Origin of the sequence: Flavobacterium sp. RNTU_13 (genome assembly GCF_046614455.1) — a bacterium.
GTDB lineage: Bacteria > Bacteroidota > Bacteroidia > Flavobacteriales > Flavobacteriaceae > Flavobacterium.
On the sequence record NZ_JBKJHB010000002.1, the window covers coordinates 89,036 to 108,480 of the forward strand.

The 19,445-nt window shown below is 44.9% G+C and carries 13 protein-coding genes; 6 read left to right on the forward strand and 7 right to left on the reverse strand.

Translation table 11 applies throughout. From position 1 onward, the window contains the following. Window positions 1–55: 55 nt before the first annotated feature. Complete coding sequence (locus ACLI08_RS05425; protein WP_411427449.1) at window positions 56–1,096, reverse strand: endonuclease; 1,041 nt, start codon at window positions 1,094–1,096, stop codon at window positions 56–58. A 244-nt stretch (window positions 1,097–1,340) separates the two neighbouring features. Between ACLI08_RS05425 and ACLI08_RS05430 the strand changes: the two genes are divergently transcribed. The 6 genes from ACLI08_RS05430 to ACLI08_RS05455 are packed head-to-tail and all read left to right on the forward strand — an operon-like array spanning window position 1,341 to window position 8,412. Then, window positions 1,341–2,549 (forward strand): response regulator, encoded by a 1,209-nt coding sequence (locus ACLI08_RS05430; protein ID WP_411427450.1) that lies wholly within the window; start codon window positions 1,341–1,343, stop codon window positions 2,547–2,549. Window positions 2,550–2,575: 26 nt separating this feature from the next. Next, complete coding sequence (locus ACLI08_RS05435) at window positions 2,576–6,166, forward strand: response regulator (protein WP_411427451.1); 3,591 nt, start codon at window positions 2,576–2,578, stop codon at window positions 6,164–6,166. Between the two features lie 40 nt (window positions 6,167–6,206). Beyond that, complete coding sequence (locus ACLI08_RS05440) at window positions 6,207–6,572, forward strand: response regulator (protein ID WP_411427452.1); 366 nt, start codon at window positions 6,207–6,209, stop codon at window positions 6,570–6,572. A gap of 16 nt (window positions 6,573–6,588) precedes the next feature. After that, on the forward strand, window positions 6,589–7,398 hold the full coding sequence (locus ACLI08_RS05445) for a CheR family methyltransferase (RefSeq protein ID WP_411427453.1): 810 nt from the start codon (window positions 6,589–6,591) through the stop codon (window positions 7,396–7,398). Then, the gene (locus ACLI08_RS05450) at window positions 7,380–7,955 is read left to right on the forward strand and encodes a chemotaxis protein CheB (protein ID WP_411427454.1); all 576 of its coding nucleotides are present in this window, start codon (window positions 7,380–7,382) and stop codon (window positions 7,953–7,955) included. The genes ACLI08_RS05445 and ACLI08_RS05450 overlap by 19 nt, the downstream gene beginning before the upstream one ends. Before the next feature lie 55 nt (window positions 7,956–8,010). Then, window positions 8,011–8,412, forward strand: a complete 402-nt coding sequence (locus ACLI08_RS05455) for an excinuclease ABC subunit B (RefSeq protein WP_411427455.1) — start codon at window positions 8,011–8,013, stop codon at window positions 8,410–8,412. 64 nt (window positions 8,413–8,476) lie between these two features. Here the strand turns inward: ACLI08_RS05455 and ACLI08_RS05460 are convergent, their stop codons facing one another. From ACLI08_RS05460 to ACLI08_RS05485, 6 genes are all read right to left on the reverse strand, one after another. Further along, window positions 8,477–9,232 carry a family 16 glycosylhydrolase gene (locus tag ACLI08_RS05460; RefSeq protein ID WP_411427456.1) on the reverse strand — a complete coding sequence of 252 codons (756 nt, stop codon included), beginning with the start codon at window positions 9,230–9,232 and terminating at the stop codon, window positions 8,477–8,479. A 12-nt stretch (window positions 9,233–9,244) separates the two neighbouring features. Continuing rightward, window positions 9,245–11,551 (reverse strand): beta-glucosidase BglX, encoded by a 2,307-nt coding sequence (bglX, locus tag ACLI08_RS05465; RefSeq protein ID WP_411427457.1) that lies wholly within the window; start codon window positions 11,549–11,551, stop codon window positions 9,245–9,247. A gap of 101 nt (window positions 11,552–11,652) precedes the next feature. After that, the gene (locus ACLI08_RS05470) at window positions 11,653–13,314 is read right to left on the reverse strand and encodes a family 16 glycosylhydrolase (protein ID WP_411427458.1); all 1,662 of its coding nucleotides are present in this window, start codon (window positions 13,312–13,314) and stop codon (window positions 11,653–11,655) included. 7 nt (window positions 13,315–13,321) lie between these two features. Beyond that, a complete protein-coding gene (locus tag ACLI08_RS05475; RefSeq protein WP_411427459.1) occupies window positions 13,322–14,866 on the reverse strand; it encodes a PKD domain-containing protein in 1,545 nt (514 codons plus the stop codon). A 12-nt stretch (window positions 14,867–14,878) separates the two neighbouring features. Beyond that, window positions 14,879–16,351 carry a RagB/SusD family nutrient uptake outer membrane protein gene (locus tag ACLI08_RS05480; RefSeq protein ID WP_411427460.1) on the reverse strand — a complete coding sequence of 491 codons (1,473 nt, stop codon included), beginning with the start codon at window positions 16,349–16,351 and terminating at the stop codon, window positions 14,879–14,881. 12 nt (window positions 16,352–16,363) lie between these two features. Beyond that, window positions 16,364–19,399, reverse strand: a complete 3,036-nt coding sequence (locus ACLI08_RS05485; protein ID WP_411427461.1) for a SusC/RagA family TonB-linked outer membrane protein — start codon at window positions 19,397–19,399, stop codon at window positions 16,364–16,366. Between the last annotated feature and the right edge of the window lie 46 nt (window positions 19,400–19,445).

The following is a 19,445-nucleotide window of genomic DNA, read 5'->3' on the forward strand; positions in this document are numbered from 1 at the left end:
CGTGTAAACTGACTTATGTTATGATAATGGTAAAAATTTTGCCAATTTTTTACGTCTACTGTTTTAGCAATTTTATTGTCCTGCTTTTTACCCCGTCAGAAACGGTTAAAAAATACATTCCCGCGGCATTTTTTTCTATGTTTAGCAAATCGTTTTGCACTTCTAAAATCGCATTTTGCCCCAGGGTGTTATATAATGTATAGGTAAACACTTTATTTTCGGTGTTTTTTACAGTAACCACCCCTGTAGTTACGGTAGGGTAGGCTATAATTTGTGCCAAATCTTCGCTTGGTGCACTAAGCAGTCCCCAGGTATCATTGGCCTGCGGGCCGTTCCATAGTATGGTAGCCAGGTAAGGGTTATCTATAAACGGATTTCGGTTGCCCTGCATTTGTTGCAGTATGTTGTTACGGTTACGCTCGTAGTCGCTTACCGGGTCTTCCTGGTTCCATTCTAAAAACACGTTGGGCATATCGCCATATATGCTGTAACTGGTACTGCCTGTACCTATGTTGGTTGCCAGGCACTGGCTGCCGTAGCGCACGTACATGTACATAACCATGCGGGCTACGTCGCCACGCCACTCATCGCCCGGGTAAAACTGGTCGTTTGGCAGGGTATGGGCATTACCGGCATCATCGGTATACACACGGTTACTACGGCTGTTGTTCATGCTGTTATCTATGGCGCGCAGGTGGTGGGCATCGCTCCCGGCAAATTCAAAACCCAGGTTAGGCGTACCTAATGACCTTGCATAAACGTGCTCGCGTACCCACAACCCGCTACAGCTACTGGTATGGCAGCTAAGGTCTTTACTGCGGCTGCGGTCGTTGCTTACATTAGTATCTGTATCATCATACCCATATATAAGGAGTACGTTGTCAGGGTTTGCCGGGTCAAGGTCGGTCTGCTTCAGCGCGGTCCATACATCGGGCGTATAAATAAGCTGTGTGGTATGGGTATCGGTAATCAGCGTGGCAAGCTGGTTTTTCAGCGCGTTTCCGGTCAGCGAAAAATCAACGGTACTGTAGTATTGCGGTATTTGCGCCAGGCAAACAAAAGGGGTTGTAAGTAATAAGAGTAGCAGTTTTTTCATGCGATACGTAATGTTTAGGCAAGCTGCCAAATGTACTCAAAACAAAGGTATGATGGTAAAAGCGCTATGGTTTTTAACAAATAACGCTTAAGATAATAGCCTTAACAACAGTTTAACAGTAAGTTTTTATATTTTTGACCGTTATGCCCAACAACGGTTTTGTAAGAAAAACACCAACACGCCAAAGGCGTTATACGGCATACAACGCGTTGTAAATCTAATTTAAACATAAACCCTTAAGGGTATGATACTTATTGTAGACGACCAAAGGGAAAATATTTTACCCTTACAAAAAATACTGCAATTGCACGGGCTGGAGTCAGATGCGGCGCTATCTGGTGAGGAGGCGCTTATAAAAATTCTTAAAGCTCCGTACTCGCTGGTCATCCTGGATGTGCAAATGCCGGGCATGGATGGTTTTGAGGTAATGGAAATGATGGCGGGCAGCAGCCGTACTAAAGATATACCGGTTATTTTTCTTTCGGCAATTAGTAAAGAGAAAAAGTATATTTCCAGAGGGTTTGAAACCGGGGCGGTAGATTATATTACCAAGCCTGTAGACCCAGACCTTTTGATTATGAAGGTGAAAACCTTTTTAAAGCTGCACGAACAAAAGCAGGAGCTTATACGCATAGGCGATATACTGAGCAAGGAAATAGAAATACGTAAGGAGGCGCAAGATAACCTGGAGGCTAAGGTAGAGGAGCGCACGCGCGAATTGTTGCACAAAAATGAAGAACTGGAGCTGCGTAACCATGAGCTGCAACAATTTAGCTGGGTGGTATCGCATGACCTGAAAGAGCCGCTGCGGAAAATAGAAATGTTTACCAAAATTGTGCGCGACCGTTATATTAATACGCCCGATGCACAGGATTATATAAACCGTACACTGCGTTCGGCAGACCGTATGGGTATGCTTATTACTGATTTGCTGGATTACAGCAGGCTTTCGGCAAATGTAGTGCCCGAGGTTACAGATCTTAACGCGATTATAACCGAGGTGCTTACCGATTTTGACTACCGGATTGAAGAAAAACAGGCGCAGGTACACGTAGAAAACCTTACCACCATTATGGGTGTACCGGGGCAGTTACGGCAGTTGTTTCAAAACCTTATAGGTAATTCGCTTAAGTTTTCCAGGGAAGGCGTGCCACCGGTAATAACAGTAAAGGGTTACTTTGTAGATCATAAGGATTTTGACAGCCCGCAGGTGGTACCCGATGGGCCTTACTACCGCATTAGCGTAAAAGACAACGGTATAGGGTTTGACGAAAAATATCTGGATCGCATTTTTATCATTTTCCAGAGCCTTAACGACAGGCAACTGTATGATGGTACGGGCATAGGGCTGGCCATTGCCAAAAAAATTACCGACAGGCATAACGGTATTATTACCGCAAAAAGCACACAGGGCGAAGGATCTGAATTTATAATGGTATTGCCCGTTCACTAAACACAAAAAACATCAAACACAAATAAATGGATACTAACTTTAGGCGGAATTTATTCGTAGGCTTCAGCATCTCGTTTGCCATATTGCTTGTAAGCTCGCTGGCATCGTACTTTTCTATCACAAAGTTGCTGGATAGTACTAAATGGGTAGACCACACCCAGCAGGTTATTTATAACCTTAACGGGGGTAACACAGTGGTGTTAGAGGCGCAAACCAGTATGCGCGGGTTCCTGATTACGGGCAAAGAAGAATTCCTGGCACAATACCAGGATGCGCAGCGTGAGTCGGATTCTTTTTTCAGCCTGGTAGAGCAGCAAACCCTGGACAACCCTGCGCAACAGGAAAGGCTACGTAAGCTAAAGCCGTTTAAAGCATCGTTCTTTAGTTTTATGAACGACCGTATACAGACCAAAAGGGCAGGTCGCCCGGTGTTTGCAGATGATATAGACCGCGGGCGCGAACTGATGAAGGAAATCCGTGTGCTGATTCGCGGCCTCGAAAAAGAAGAACAGGCACTACTGGCCGGGCGTATGGACAGCGCCAGCGAGTACAGCAAAATATCTGTAATAACCATTGTACTTGCAGCCATACTTTCGCTGCTTATTAGCGGGTTTTATTTCCGCCGTATTATGAATGATTACCGCGATCGTGCCAAACTGCATGAGTCGCTTCGCCAAAAAGACCGCGAAATGACCCAGCGTATAGATGCCGTAAGCACCATAGCTACACAAATATCGCAGGGTAATTATGATATCCGTATAGATGATGAGCAAAGCGACGCCCTGGGTGTGGTAAGCGAATCGTTAAATACCATGGCTTCGTCGTTGTCGGCATCGTTTAAAACCCTCTCTGATAACGAATGGCACCAGTCGGGCGTGGCAGAATTAAACCAGGTAATGCTGGGCGAAAAAACACTGGCGCAGCTTACTAATGATATTGTGGCGTTTGTGTGTAAATACACATCGGGTAATGCCGGTGCGCTATACGTATTAGAAAACGACTACCTTATGGCTGCGGCGGGTTACAGCTATGTACCGCAAGAGTCGCGCAGGCTGCTGCCACTGGGGCACGGCCTTATGGGCCAGGCCGCCGAAAGCGGTACGTTTATGGAAATTAAAAATGTAGAACAACCTGATATTGTTGTTTCTTACGCCCTGGGCGAAATAAAGCCATCGCACATTATAGCCCTGCCGCTTATAGACATTAAGGTGGAAGGGGTGTTAGAGCTGGCAAGTGTTAAAGGCTTTAACAGCCGCGAAATTTTATTCCTTCAGGCGGTGGCAAATAACATAGGGGTAGCGCTTAAGGCGGCTCAAAACCGCAAACGTGTACAGGAACTGTTAGAGGAAACCCAGGCACAAAGCGAGGAGCTTCAGGCACAACATACCGAACTGGAAAGCATGAATGCCGAGCTTGAGGCACAAACCGAGAAACTACAGGCAAGCGAGGAGGAACTAAGGGTGCAGCAGGAAGAACTGCAGCAAACTAATGAGGAACTCAGCGAGCGCAGCGCACTCCTTGAAGAGCGTAACCTGGAGATACAGAAGAAATCAGAAGAGCTGGAAATTACTACCAGATATAAGAGCGAGTTCCTTGCTAATATGTCGCATGAGTTGCGTACGCCGTTAAACTCTATACTGCTGCTTAGCCGTTTGCTTAGCGAAAATAATGAGCAGAATATGAATAACGAGCAGGTGGAGTTTGCGCGTGTTATAAACAGTTCGGGTAACGGGCTACTGGGGCTTATAGACGAAATACTGGACCTGAGTAAAATTGAGGCCGGTAAAATGGATCTTGATTTTGCCGATGTAAGCATGGCGGAGATTACCGGTAACCTTACCGGTTTGTTTTCGCAAATGGCCAAAGAAAAGGGGATTGAGTTTATTGTAAACGATAAAGAAGCGCCACTGGTACTGCGTACCGATAAAATGCGTTTAGAACAAATACTTAAAAACCTGATTTCTAACGCTATTAAGTTTACATCGAGCGGTAGTGTAACCTTAAACGTTACCCGAAACCCTTTAAACGAAAAGCTTATAAACTTTACAGTAAAAGATACCGGTATAGGTATACCACGCGAAAAACAGGCACTGGTATTTGAGGCGTTTCAGCAAGCCGATGGCAGTACCAAGCGTAAATACGGCGGTACGGGCCTTGGTTTATCTATAAGCCGAGAACTTGCCAAGCTGCTTAACGGAGAAATTTCGCTAAAAAGCGAAGTAAATGTGGGTACAGAGTTTACCCTTACACTGCCGGTATATGGTGCCGCTGCACCACAACAGGTTACAGTATCTCCTGAATTTTTAAACCAACAGCCGGTAAGTGCGCCTGCATCTGCAACAGACGAGGCAATTACCCATGAGCCGGGTAACTATCATTTGTTCCGTAGTAAAAGCATACCGGAGTCTGTAGAAGACGACCGCGATGCTATTAAGGCAGGCGATAAATCAGTACTGATTGTAGAGGATGATGTAAACTTTGCCAAAACCTTACTTGATTTTACCAGGAAGCGGGGCTATAAAGGCATTGTATCGGTTCGTGGAGACCATGCCCTTAACCTGGCACTTGCCTACCGCCCTGTAGGGGTACTGCTTGATATAGAACTGCCTATGAAGAGCGGATGGGAAGTAATGGAAGACCTTAAAAGCAACGGTAATACCAAGCACATTCCGGTACACATCATGTCTAGCCACAAGGTTAAAAAAGAGAGTTTACTTAAAGGTGCTGTTAACTTCTTAGACAAGCCTGTGGCCTACGAGCAAATACCTGAGGTATTTAAACGCATAGAACACTTTGTAAACCGCGAGTCGCAAAAAGTGCTTATTGTAGAAGATAACCCTAAGCACGCGCAGGCTTTAGCGTATTTCCTTGAAACGTATAATATTAGTTCTGAAATTAAGAGCGAAATAGATGCGGGTGTAAACACCCTGCAGAGCAATCAGGTAGACTGCGTAATTTTGGATATGGGCGTGCCCGATAAGCAGGCTTACCAACTCCTGGAAAATGTAAAGCAAAACCCGGGACTGGAAAACCTTCCTATTATTGTGTTTACCGGTAAGAGCCTTTCTATGAAGGAGGAGCTTAAAATTAAAAAGTATGCCGACAGCATTATTGTAAAAACCGCACATTCTTACCAGCGTATGCTCGATGAGGTTTCTTTGTTCCTGCACCTGGTGGAGGAGAAGAAGCAAGGGAAGCAAAACATTGCTAAAACCCGTGGTGCGCTAAACGATGTGCTGAGTAACAAAACGGTACTTGTGGTAGATGATGACGTAAGGAACATTTACTCGCTTACAAAATCGCTTGAGGCACTAAAAATGAACGTAATCACTGCCATTGATGGTAAGGAAGCGCTAAAAATGCTGAGCCAGAATCCTGATACCAGCGTGGTGTTGCTGGATATGATGATGCCAAACATGGACGGGTACGAAACCGCTACACGCATAAGGCAAAATCCTAAATTCCGTAACCTGCCGGTAATTGCCGTTACAGCAAAAGCCATGACAGGCGACCGCGAAAAGTGTATTAATGCCGGGGCCAGCGATTACATAACAAAACCGGTAGATGTAGATCAGTTGCTGTCTTTACTAAGGGTATGGCTGTACGATAACAACTAATATTTTTTTCGATAATCAATTACATAAATCAAAAACCTCTATGAACAAAAAAACCGTGTTGATTATTGACGACGATGCGCGAAATATTTTTGCGCTTAGTGCTGTACTCAGGGCGAAGTCTTATGATTGCCTTTCTTGCCAAGGTGCGGCTGAAGCACTGGAATTACTCCAGACAGATACTCCGGTAGATGTAGTGCTTATAGATATGATGATGCCCGATATGGATGGCTATGAAGCCATACCGGCCATTAAAAAAATACAAAAACGGGAGGGCATGCCCGTAGTAGCGGTAACCGCCCAGGCAATGGTGGGCGACCGCGAAAAATGCCTTGAAAGTGGCGCAGACGACTACATTTCTAAACCTATAGATGTAGATAAACTGATGCGCGTACTGCAGGAAGTTTAAAATAAATTAATGACGTATGATTGAAGACAGGGAGCTGGAGTTGCTGATTAATGATATTTTTGACTATCATGGTTATGATTTTGGCGGATATTCCAGGGCTTCTTTTAAGAGAAGGGTAGACAGGCTGTACCAAATGGATGGTTTTGGCAGTTTTGGTGAGTTTTTATCCAGGGTACGGGCAGATGAAGCCTACTTTAAAAGAATGGTTGAGGAAATTACGGTAAACGTTACCGAAATGTTCCGCGATCCTTCTTTTTATACTGTTTTACGCCAGGAAATTATCCCGGTGCTTGCCACTAAACCTTTTATAAGGATTTGGCATGCAGGCTGTTCTACCGGGGAGGAGGTGTACTCTATGGCCATATTACTGCATGAGGCTAACCTCCTCCACAAGAGTTTGCTTTATGCTACAGATATAAATCCGCTGGTGCTGTCATCGGCTAAAAGCGGCGTTTTCCCGCTGCGCATGATGAAACAGTATAGCGAAAACTACCTGGCTTCGGGTGGCAAACAGGATTTTTCCAAATACTATATTGCTAACTATGGCATGGCAAAGTTTGACAGCCATTTTACCGAAAAAATGGTATTCTCCCAGCATAACCTGGTGTCCGACAGTTCGTTTAACGAGTTTGACCTGATACTGTGCCGTAATGTACTTATCTATTTTGATAAGGAGCTGCAAGACAGGGCACTTACCCTGTTTGATGAAAGCCTTTCACCCCTGGGGTACATGGTGCTGGGCACTAAGGAAACCATGAAGTTTTCTACCATACAACGGAAATACGAGCAATTGCGAAGGGAAAAAATATGGAAAAAAATACAGTAAAAGGCAGCCGCATACTGCTTATAGGCGGTTCGGCAGGCAGCCTCGAAGTGCTTATTAAAGCGCTTCCATTGTTGCGACCCGTATTGTCTTTTCCGGTAGTAATTGTATTGCACAGAAAAAGCTCTGAAGATAAACTCCTGGAAGATTTAATTGCTGCCAAAACTGCGGTTCCGGTGGCGGAAATTGAAGACAAGACACCCATAACCCCAGGTAATATTTATGTGGCCCCGTCCGACTATCATCTCCTGTTTGAAAACAACGGCGTGGTAGGGCTCGATGTTTCTGATAAAGTAAATTACAGCAGGCCCAGTATAGACGTTTGTTTTGAATCGGCTGCCCGCGTTTATGGTACGGGGGTAACCGGCATATTGCTTTCGGGTGCTAATGCCGATGGTACAGCAGGCCTTAAGGAAATCCATGAGCACGGAGGCACAGTAGTAGTACAGCAGCCCGCCACTGCCGAAATGCCTTATATGCCGCAGTATGCTATTAACTCACTTACACCCGACTATATAATCCCGGCAAACGAACTCGCTGCTTACATAAACAGACTATAAGGTTATGGTTTGCTTTTTAGGGCTAAATGGAATACTTTAGCAAAAATCCTTACTAATGAGCACGTATCAGGAGAAACTGAGTTTACTGTCAGACATGATAGCCTTTGCACGCGTAGACGGGCAAATTAACGAGCGCGAACTGCGTTTCCTGCAAATTATAGCCCGAAACCTTAAAGTGGAGGAAAATGTTTTTAACGACCTTTTTTGCAATCCCGTTCCGCATATTACCATAAAAGACGAGCACGAGCGTATACTGCATTTTTACCGCCTTGCACTACTTATGCACGCCGATGGTATTCTGCACGATAAAGAACAGGTAGCCATACACGAAATAGGCGTAAGCATGGGGCTTAGCCCTTATGCCACGCAAACCATACTCGATGCCATGGCGGCATCATCTACCGGTATGGTAGACCCTCATTTTTTACTGGAGGTGTTTAAGGCACAGCAAAATTAAGGCATAAAAAAACAGGAGGGTCAATTTCTATCAACCCTCCTGCTGCTAACTTAAGTAACACATATTACTTATTACTATATACACGCACGTAGTCTATAACATACCTTTGCGGAAATATACTGTCATCTACCTCTGGGCCACCAAAGTTGCCCCCTACAGCCATATTTAAAAGAAAATAAAATGGCTGGTCATACGGCCAGTTTTCTACTGTTTTTTCTTTTGGCGCATAGGTAAATACTTCTTTGCCATCGTAGTAAAACGTAAGGCTTTCGGCAGTCCAGTTTACCCCATAGGTATGAAATCCTTCCTCTATATTACCCACCACTTCTTTGTGCCCGGTAGCATGTTCGCCATGCGTGGCTTTAGTGTGTACGGTAGTATACAGTGTGTGCGGCTCACGGCCTATGTATTCCATAATATCTATTTCACCTGCCAGCGGCCATCCTGCCTGCTGTATGTTACTGCCCAGCATCCAGAAGGCGGGCCATATGCCTTTACCCACAGGTAGTTTGGCACGGCATTCCATATAGCCGTATTTAAATTCCTTTTTACCGGCCGTAGTTATACGCGTGCTGGTGTAGTGGTTGCCGTCTTTTTTTGCGGTAATGGTAAGAAAACCCTTTTCCACCTTATGGTTGGTACGGGTATAATCCTGTCTTTCGTTATTACCCCAGCCGTTATCTCCCAACTCAAAGTTCCATGTTTTTTCGTTAAGAGACGTGCCGTTAAAGTTGTCTTCCCAAATCAGTTTACCTTTTTTGGGCTGCGCCATAAGCACGCTTGTAGCGCACAGGAGCAGGGTAGTAGATAGTATTTTCATAAAGTATGGTTTTTATTCGGTGAAAGTAAAATCAGCATGTAACGTAGCATTAGAGTCGCCGCCTACGTATACGGTAAACGTTCCGGGCTCTGCCTCAAACACTTTTTTTGCAGAGTAAAACTCAATCAGCTTTTCATTTATGGCAAAGGTAACGGTTTTAGTTTCACCCGGCGCCAGCGTTACGGCTTCAAAGCCTTTAAGCTCGCGTACGGGGCGTGTTACCGAAGCATAATGATCGTGCAGGTACAGCTGTACTACTTCTTTACCGGCTACCTTACCGGTATTTTTTACGTCTACCGTTACTGTAATACTGCCGTTTTTACCAAAGCTGGTATTGCTTATTTTAAAGTTGCTATAGTCAAATGTAGTGTAGCTAAGCCCGTAACCAAACGCATACTGTGGGCTGTTAGCCACATCTGTATAATGCGACCAGAAAACACTTTCAGTAGGCTGCCCGTTGCCCGGCCTTCCGGTAGTTTTATGGTTGTAGTAAATAGGCACCTGGCCCACATTCCTCGGGAAACTCATAGGGAGCTTACCACTTGGGTTATAATCGCCATACAGCACCTGCGCTACAGCATTACCAGCTTCGGTACCCAGCTGCCATGCCTCTACAATGGCAGGTATGTTTTCTGCAGCCCATGGCAGTGCCAGTGGACGCCCGTTGTTAAGTACCAATACAACGTTAGGGTTTGCTTTAAACACTGTTTCCAGCAGTTCTTGTTGTACCCCCGGTAATCCTAAATCGCTGCGGCTGCGTCCCTCACCGGTTTGCAGGCCGTGTTCGCCCAGTACCATTACCACTACGTCTGCAGCTTTTGCAGCTTTTACTGCTTCTGCAAAACCGCTTTTGTCTGTAGTATTAATTTTAGTTTCGCTTACAAACACCGGGTTACCCAAGGCTACATCGGCACCTTTTGCATACACCAGTTGGTTGCCTTTGTATTGCTGCATGCCTTCCAGCACAGATACTGCTGTACCATCATCGGCACCTATACGCCAGCTACCCAGCGGGCTTGTTTTATCGTTTGCCAAAGCACCTATAAGTGCTATTTTTTTACCTTGCTTTGCTAACGGCAAGAGGTTTTTGTCGTTCTTTAAAAGGACTATTGACTTCTTAGCCATATCCAGCACGCCTTCGCGGAATTCTTTTTTGCCAATAGTTTCCTTTTCGCGGGCTTCGTTGCAGTATTTGTACGGATCATCAAACAGGCCAAGCATAAACTTAACCCTTAATATACGGCGTACGGCATCGTTTACTTTTTCTTCAGATACTTTTCCTTCGCGTACCAGTGCAGCAAGGTGCTCTACATAGCCAGACGATTCCATATCCATGTCGCTACCCGCATTGGCAGCCTTCATAGCGGCATCTTTCAGGTCTTTTGCATAACCGTGCGAAATCATTTCTCCCATAGAACCCCAGTCAGACACTACAAAGCCTTTAAAGTTCCATTTGCCTTTCAGTATATCACGTTGCAGGTAAGCATTACCGGTAGCAGGAATACCTTCCAGCTCGTTAAACGAGTTCATAAAAGTAAGTGCGCCGGCATCGCTCGCGGCCTTGAACGGAGGCAGTATTATATTGTGCAGGGTATTGTCGCTAATATCTACCGTGTTGTAATCACGCCCTGATTCGGCAAAAGCATATCCGGCAAAGTGCTTTACACACGCCGCTACACTAAGCGGCCCCAGGTTACCCTGAAATCCATGTACGCGTGCTTCGGCTATGCGGCTATTAAGAAACGGATCTTCTCCGGCACCTTCCATTACTCGTCCCCAGCGCGCATCCCTACTCACGTCTACCATAGGCGCAAACGTCCAGTTAAGCCCACTGGCTGCAGCTTCGGCTGCAGCTATTTCGGCAGATTTTTGTATGGCTTCCAAGTCCCAGCTGGCGGCTTCGGCAAGCGGGATAGGGCTTACGGTTTTGTATCCGTGAATAACGTCAAAACCAAAAATTACAGGAATGTGCAGGCGGCTTTGTTCTACCGCTATTTTTTGTAATGCTTTTACATCTTTTACACCCCTTACGTTTAGCATAGAGCCTACCCAGCCTTTTTTAAGGTGTTCGTACTTAATGGCGGCACTGCCGTCTTTAGGCACGGGGCCTGTTACTTCCCAAAAGCCATTGTATTGGTTCATTTGCCCCACTTTTTCTTCCAGGGTCATAAGTGCCAGTACCGAGTCGGCCTTGCGGTCTATGGCATTTTTTTCGGTCGTAACAACCGCTTTTGCCGGAGTGGTGTTTTTAGAGCCCCCACAACCTAAAGCTATGGCCAGGGGAGCTACAAAAACATACTTGCTGAATTTGTATTTCATTACTTTTTGTGTTTTCCCGAAAAATGAAGTAAAGCCGGGCGCAGTGCCGGCTTTACTTGTTTCCGGATATTTTAGAAACGATGTTTTTTAATGAAAAGGGACTATTGGTAAACGCGTACGTAGTCTACCTCCAGGGTACTTTGTGTAAAGGCAGGGTCTATGTTTCCACCCATGTTTCCGCCCATGGCCACGTTCATTATCAGGAAGAAGTTCCAGTTAAAGTACGGGTGGGTTGTAGCAGAGTTAGCAAATTGCTTAATAAGGGTAGGGGTGCCGGTTTCGGTATCCCTTACGTAAAACTTAATTACATCTGCACTCCATATAAGTTCGTAAATCTTAAATCCTTCAGAAACACCCGCTATGGTAGCCGATGAGGTATTGGCATTACCACCCGAATTACCCGGGTAGTGCAGCGTACTGTGAATTACATTTTGGTTGTTGCCTACGTGCTCCATAACGTCTATTTCTCCACATGAAGGCCATGGGTTTGTGGTATAATTACTACCTAATGCCCATAGTGCAGGCCATGTACCACCGCCGCTAGGCAGTTTTGCACGGAATACCACGCGGCCGTACTTAAAGTCGTATTTGTTGTGCGTTTGCATACGGGCCGAAGTGTAAGCGTAACCGCTAAAGTTTTCTTTCTTGGCCGTAATTTTAAGGGTACCATTGCTTACGGTAGCATTTTCAGCACGATAGTACTGTTGCTCGTTATTACCCCAGCCGTTGTTGTTACCCACTTCCATATTCCATTTAGAAGCATCCGGGGCGCCATCTGTATTAAATTCATCACTCCACATAAGTGTGTTAAACGATGGGTCTGGCGTACCGTTAGGGTCTTGTGTAGTAAATATGTGGTACCATGCAAGAGCGGTGTTGTTGCCCTGTACAGCCCTTACTACCATACGGTTATCTGTAATTTGCAGGATTTCATAGGTACTTGTACCAATGTAGTAACCCATAAAACCGTTGTCTGTAAACTTCATTTGTGTTCCTGTAGTATGCTCAGGCGCCACTACAGAACCTGCCGGCTCTAGTGATACAGTTTTTTGGGCTGTTGTGTTGTATGGAAGACAGGTATCTTCGTTTTGAGAACCGCCGCCAACGCTCACGTAGCCTGCGTTAAAGAACGTAGCACCACCGTTGTCTAGTGAATAGCGTATAAAATTGCCATCTAGCGTAAACGTAAGTTTATTATTGTACAGACAGCTACTTGTAGCCGAGCCTGCTTTTTCAAACGGTTGTGCCTGGTACCATTCAGGCCAATAGTTGTTACCATCGGCAGTGTTTGGCCCTACACCAAGGTGGCCTACCTCTGAAGCTGCCCAATACCATATTTTAGTAGCTCCACCGGTAAGTTTTTGTGTAGTTACCGGGTCATTAAATGTACTTAATACATCTTCTACTGTTATCTGAGCTGTAGTGGTTACACCGCCACGGCCTGTAGCTACTACAGTAACGTCGTACGAGTGAATGCCTGTAGTGGTAAAACGTTTTGTAAACAGACCTGTACCGTTTACTTCAGATGTACCATCAGGGAACAAAAATTTGTACGTAATAGCATTATCTGCCTTTGCCGTAAGCTTTACGTTACCGCTACCATCTCCGTTAGGATTTTGGTCTGTCTTACCTACAATTTCATAGCTAAGTTGCATGTTAGATGGAGCCGTAAGCTCCCCAAAGCTGTGATCGTCGTCCTGGCATCCCCACGCAAAGGTGAGCAGCAATACCAGTGAACCTAAAATATTTAAAGCCTTTTTCATAGTTTTTTTAGTTTGACTGTTTAACATCGTCAAAATAGTAGGTTTCGCCTGTTCCGGCTACACCGAAGTTAAAGAACAGCACAAGCTGTTTGTAATTTTTACTGTTGTCTATACCTGTAAAGTCAAACGTAAGTTCTTCCCACTGGTTTGCTACCGTAGTATTTACAGTACGCTCTATGTCGTCTGCATTAACGTGCGGGTTCATGTTTTCAAACTTCATAAGTACCGGAGCACCTGCTACAGGCGACCATACTTTGATTTTTACTTTTTTCTGAACCGAGAAGTTCATTACGTTGTCAAACGGTATTGCTATACCCGCCCAGGTTTGAGAACCGGCCGTTTTAAGTACTTTACCTACCTGCATGCTGGTATTTATGCCGCTTTGGTCAGGGTTTGTGGCTTGTGAGCCTGCAGTACCGCCAAAACTGTTCCAGGTAAGGTTAGGGCTTTGCTCAAAGGTAAGCGGGAAGCCTATTTCTACACCCGTAGCTGATTGTACAATGTCGTCTACATAGTAAGAATCACCCGTACCCGGATTACCCGCGTTAAAGAACAGTACTACTTTAGAGTAGCTACCTGTAGCACCCGTAAAGTCGTACACAAGTTCTTCCCACTGGTTTGCAGTAGTGGTATACATAATGTGCTCTGCAGAGATGCCTGAGTTAGTAAGGTTTTCCAGTTTAAGCAGTACCGGAACCCCTGCCTGTGGCGACCAAACTTTCATTTTAAAGAAATGGTTTGCCATGTCTATAGGGTTATCAAGGGTAAGGTAACCACCTGTCCAGGTTTGGCCTGCAGCCGGAGTAACCTTAGCTACTTTGCTACTGGTGTTAATACCACTGGCATCAGCGTTGTTTATTACACTTGCGGCCGCGCCATTAAATACTGTAAACGCATAGTTAAGCGTGCTGTTTTCAAAGTTAATAGGCAGTGTTAGTGGGTTACTTATAACCACATCCTGAGTGTAGGTTGTAGTTTCGGCACCACCGCTAAATGCTGTTACTGTAACGGTATATGTTCCTACAGCAGGATACGTATGAGATACTGTAGTACCTTCATTAAACTGTACCGGTGCAGCAGCAGGGTCATCGCCATAGGTAACCTCAAAATACGTTTCAAGGTCGGCCTTAGCCGATACATTAATCATAAGCGGGCTACCTACTACATTTGTAATGGTCACGGCAAGATTTTCAGGAGCCACAAAAGCTACCGTTATAGGAAATTCGGCTTCGGTTCTTTTTCCGTTTATACCTATACCTACAATTTTAACCGTGTAGCTGCCTTCGACATACGTATGGTTTATTTTTTGGCCTGCAGCCATAGTACCCGGCGTTGCGGTAGCGTCGCCGTAATACACTTCATAAGACATTATGCCTTCTCCGTGCGGGGCTATGGTAACATTACCGGTGTTATCCTGAGAAATGGTAAACAGTGCCGTAATGTTTTTTGGCGCCTCTGCTCTGTCTACAAAGGCGGTATCGCCAATATCTTCGCTGCAGCCCAGTGCAAAGGCTACAAACAATATGCTGATAATATATTTTAACTGTTTCATGGTTGTAAACTATTAATTGTAACCAGGGTTTTGCTTCCAGTTGCCGTTAGAAAATTGCATTTCCTCGTAAGGTATAGGGAAAAGTTCGTTTTTGCCCTCCACAAAGTTCGGGATTTCGCGGCCGCGGCCGGTACGTACTAAGTCGAAAAAGCGGTGTCCTTCGCCTACAAGCTCCACACGGCGCTCTTTCCAAATCAGGTCGCCCAGTGCTGCTCCCGTAGCGGTAACTCCATGGTTGTTGTCGCCAAAAGCACGTGCTCTTACTAAATTTAAGTAAGCGGCTGCCTTAGCATCGTTGCCTATTTTATTAAAAGCTTCGGCCGCCATAAGTAATACATCGGCATAGCGTATAGCCCTGTAATTGTTAGGGTTAGTAAGGTTAACATCCGGAAGGTTTGCATCGCCTTTACGCGGAATGTACTTACGGTTAAAAAAGCCGGTGTGCTGGTACCCGGTTCCATATGTGGTACCCGGATTTTCTTCAGCAAATTGCACAATGTTTAGTATGGCAATATCCCTGCGATTATCGCCTGGTTCAAATACGTCATACGCTTCCTGAGTAGGTACATTAAAGCTATATCCTGACTCGAATAATGGGCCCGAGTATCCGCGCGGACCGTTAAATCCTACTGCAACATTACCTTCGGCACATTGTAAACAGGTAAAACTACCTCCTTCAGCATCGGTGTATTGTACCTCAAACACTGATTCGGCGTTGTTTTCATTATTGTTTTCAAACAATGTGCTATAATCTTGTATAAGACTGTATTTGCCTGATTGAACCACCGTTTCAAGCATATCTGCAGCTTGCTGGTATTTGCCCTGGTATAAGTAAGCTTTACCCAGTAGTGCTCTTGCAGCTCCTACGGTTACACGTCCGGGGATGCGCTCGTTAGGGTCCAGGTTTTCTATGGCATATTGCAGGTCTGATTCTATTACGGCATATACTTCTTCTTTAGAAGACCTTGGGATTTTTGTTTCGTCGCCCAGTACAAAACGGGCATCGCCTTTAAGCGGAATACCGCCAAACCATTTCACCAGTTCAAAGTGATAGTAGGCGCGTAGAAAACGTGCCTGTGCTATTACTTTTTCTTTACCTTCAAAGTCGGTCTTGTCTTTAAATTCAAGAATGTAACTCGCCCTGTTTACTCCGGCAAACATCCAGTCCCACAGGTTTTTTAGCTGTGCGTTTACAGGAGTGTGGCTCATTTGGTCTACCTGAACAAATCCAGGTACGTCTGTAGCACTTTCGCCACCGGCAAGGGTGTTATCTGACGCTATTTCGCCCATTAGTACGTTAATGTAGCTGGACTGCAACAGGTCGTATGCGCCGATAAGCGCCTGGTTGTAGTCGTTTTCGCTGTTAAAGTAGTTTTCGCCGTCTATAGAGTATACCGGGTCGCGGTCTACAAAGCTATCGGTGCACGATACGCCAAGGGCTAAAAAGCTAAATGCTGCTATTGCGGTAATTATTTTCTTTTTCATGGTGTACAGAGATTAAAAATTAAGGTTTGCGCCTACCATATAGGTTCTTGCCACCGGGTAAAACCCGTAGTCTATGCCGCTGCCAATAGGCGAGCCGCTTGAAGCTCCCGGATCAAACCCGCGGTATTTTGTAAAAGTAAACAGGTTGTTTGCTCCTACATAAAGGCGGACTTTTGAAGCTACTTTTTTTACCCATTCATTATTTAGGGTATAGCCCAGCTGTACGTTTTGAATTCTTAAGTAAGATGCGTCTTCCACAAAGAATGAAGAAAACAAATTGTTGTTTGTGGCACCTGTAGTAACACGTGGCATACTGTTAGTGCTGCCTTCTCCTGTCCATCTGTCCAGCCAGTAGTTCATTCGGTTACCCAGGGGTACATTACGTTCGTAGGCACGTACCATGTCGTTTCCTATAGAAGCAAATGTGTATGCGCTAAAGTCAAACCCTTTATAGTTTAGGGTAAGGTTAAAGCCCATAGTGGCAGATGGTATAGGGTCGCCCAGATTGGTTCTGTCTTTCGCGTCTATTTTACCATCGCCGTTAACGTCTTTATAGCGTATGTCGCCCGGTGCTGTTGTGGTAGCGCCAAGTCCTGATTGGCTCGGTGCAGCATTTATCTCAGCCTGGTTTTGGAAAATTCCATCCATTTGGTAGCCATAAAAGTACCCCATAGGTTGGCCCACCTGCATACGAGCTATAGTTTCAGAGTTGTTAAAGGTTCCTGTTTCAATAAAACCGGTAGAGTTATTTACAGCAACCACTTTGTTTTTAAGGAAGGTTACGTTATAGTTTACGTTGTAAGAAAAATCTTCTCCAACCTTGTCTTTGTAACCTAGTGCCAGTTCAAAGCCCGAGTTTCGTACACTACCTGCGTTTGCAGTAGGTCCTTGTGCTCCGGGAGCACCCACACCTAAAATTCCTGAAACCGGAATACCCTGTATGAGAAGGTCTTTTCGGGTGTCTATAAAGTAATCGGCAACAAGGGTAAGTTTATCGTTAAAAAAGTTCAGGTCGGCACCTACGTCAAATTTTTGTGCCTGTTCCCATTTAATGTTAGGGTTAGCCAATACGCCTGTTGCCGTACCCGAAGTTAACTGATTATTAAATACGTAGACAGCCTCGCCTCCCAGTACCGAAAGGTATTGGTTATTACCTATCATGTCGTTACCCAGCGTACCGTAGCTTGCCCTTATTTTTGCAAAGTTCATTACTGAGTTGTTGCCATAAAACTGTTCGTTTGAAACAACCCAACCTGCAGTTGCAGAAGGGAAGTATCCTACACGATTGTTTGGCCCAAAACGGCTTGAAAGGTCGCGGCGCAGCATACCCGATAGAAGATAGCGCCCTTTGTAATCATACTGTATCCTGCCAAAGTGCGATAGCCTGCGCTCATCATACGCATAAGAACCGGTAGTTTTAGCATCAAGCAGCCCGTTTGCCAGGCTAATATCTGCAAATTCCCAAGAGTTATTTGGTATATCATAGCCGGTAGCGCTAAGGAAATTACCCCAGGTTTTGTATGCTGTTGTACCTACTGTAGCCGTTAGATTATGTGCTTCGGCAAAGGTTTTTTGGTACGTAATATAAAAGTCTGAAGTATAGTCGTAGTTGTTTGTACGGCTTTGGTTTACGCTGCTGCGCGACTGGTTAAATACTTTGCTATCGCCGTAGTATACCATTTTGTTAAAGGTTTTTCCGTCGTCGTTAGCGCTGTTAAAACCGAAACGTGCCGTAGCGGTAAGCCCTGGTATTATAGTGTAGTCTAGACCAAAGGTACCGTTTAGTTTACGGTAGTTGTAGTTATTAAACGTATTGTCTGACTGTGCAATAGGGTTTACAAGCTCTACCCCGTAACCTGTTGTAGGTACTTGCGTATAATCTCCATTAGCATCGTACGGAGTAAAGGTAGACGGTACATTTAACGCATTAAACAATACGCCGTTTCTGTTCTCTGAAATGGTTTTGCGATTAAAAGCCGTATAAATCAGGTTGGTGTTAAACTTAAGGTTATCTGTAATATCTGCTGTAAAGCCTATTCGAGCCGTATTACGCCTAAAGATGGCTTTGTCCGGGCTTACAATACCTTTTTGATCCAGGTTAGAACCACTTACGGTATAGGTAATTTTCTCCGAACCACCACTTAAGTTAAAATCGTGGTTTACTAACGGTACACTTTTTCCAAACACTTCGTTTTGCCAGTTTGTTCCTTTACCCAGGCCGCTTACGTTAGGGTAGGGTACAGCATCACCATTATTGGCATACGCCTCATTTACTAAAGCTGCATATTCGGTAGCATTTAGTACAGGCAGTTTTCGGCTGGTTTCCTGGAAACCGGCGTATGTATTAAAAGAAAGTTTTGGTTTTTGATTTTTGCGTCCTTTTTTAGTTGTAATAAGGATTACACCGTTTGCGCCTATGGTACCATAAATAGCTGCCTGAGCATCTTTTAGTACGGTTACGGTTTCTATATCGGCGGGGTTTAGCAGGCTAAGGTCGCCCTGATATCCGTCTATAATGGCTATAGGACTGGCATCGCCATTAGTACCAATACCCCTTATGCGCACTGTAAGGCCAGCGCCCGGAGCACCCGATGTAGTGGTAACATTTACACCCGAAATAGTTCCTTGTAATGCCTGTTCTACTTTTACAGGTCTAAGTTTATCTAGTGTTTCGGCACTTACGGTGCTCACGGCTCCGGTAATTTCTTTTTTCTTTTGGCTACCATAACCAATAACCACAACCTCGTCTAAGGTTTTACTGGTTTCTTTAAGCGCTACGGTTACCTTGCCAGAATCAGTAACGGTTTTTTCTACCGTCTCGAAACCTATAAAGCTAAATACAAGTGTACCGCCTTTTGGTACTTTAATACTGTAATTACCGTCAAGGTCTGTTGCCACAGCAATAGCGGCATTTTTTACAGCGACGTTCGCTCCCGGTATTGGCATACCGGTTGCCGCTTCAGTTACCTGTCCGGTTATCTGTACATCCTGCGCAAAGGAGAATGCTGATAAAAGGAGGAAGGTAAACAAGAGGAGTTTTGACTTCATAAACAATTAGGGTTTTTTGTGATTTTATAAAATTACCACCCTTTAT

Coding starts and splice junctions, on each gene's coding strand:
- ACLI08_RS05425 (WP_411427449.1), bottom strand. CDS start 1,096: ATGAAAAAACTGCTACTCTTATTACTTACAACCCCTTTTGTTTGCCTG.
- ACLI08_RS05430 (WP_411427450.1), top strand. CDS start 1,341: ATGATACTTATTGTAGACGACCAAAGGGAAAATATTTTACCCTTACAA.
- ACLI08_RS05435 (WP_411427451.1), top strand. CDS start 2,576: ATGGATACTAACTTTAGGCGGAATTTATTCGTAGGCTTCAGCATCTCG.
- ACLI08_RS05440 (WP_411427452.1), top strand. CDS start 6,207: ATGAACAAAAAAACCGTGTTGATTATTGACGACGATGCGCGAAATATT.
- ACLI08_RS05445 (WP_411427453.1), top strand. CDS start 6,589: ATGATTGAAGACAGGGAGCTGGAGTTGCTGATTAATGATATTTTTGAC.
- ACLI08_RS05450 (WP_411427454.1), top strand. CDS start 7,380: ATGGAAAAAAATACAGTAAAAGGCAGCCGCATACTGCTTATAGGCGGT.
- ACLI08_RS05455 (WP_411427455.1), top strand. CDS start 8,011: ATGAGCACGTATCAGGAGAAACTGAGTTTACTGTCAGACATGATAGCC.
- ACLI08_RS05460 (WP_411427456.1), bottom strand. CDS start 9,232: ATGAAAATACTATCTACTACCCTGCTCCTGTGCGCTACAAGCGTGCTT.
- bglX (WP_411427457.1), bottom strand. CDS start 11,551: ATGAAATACAAATTCAGCAAGTATGTTTTTGTAGCTCCCCTGGCCATA.
- ACLI08_RS05470 (WP_411427458.1), bottom strand. CDS start 13,314: ATGAAAAAGGCTTTAAATATTTTAGGTTCACTGGTATTGCTGCTCACC.
- ACLI08_RS05475 (WP_411427459.1), bottom strand. CDS start 14,866: ATGAAACAGTTAAAATATATTATCAGCATATTGTTTGTAGCCTTTGCA.
- ACLI08_RS05480 (WP_411427460.1), bottom strand. CDS start 16,351: ATGAAAAAGAAAATAATTACCGCAATAGCAGCATTTAGCTTTTTAGCC.
- ACLI08_RS05485 (WP_411427461.1), bottom strand. CDS start 19,399: ATGAAGTCAAAACTCCTCTTGTTTACCTTCCTCCTTTTATCAGCATTC.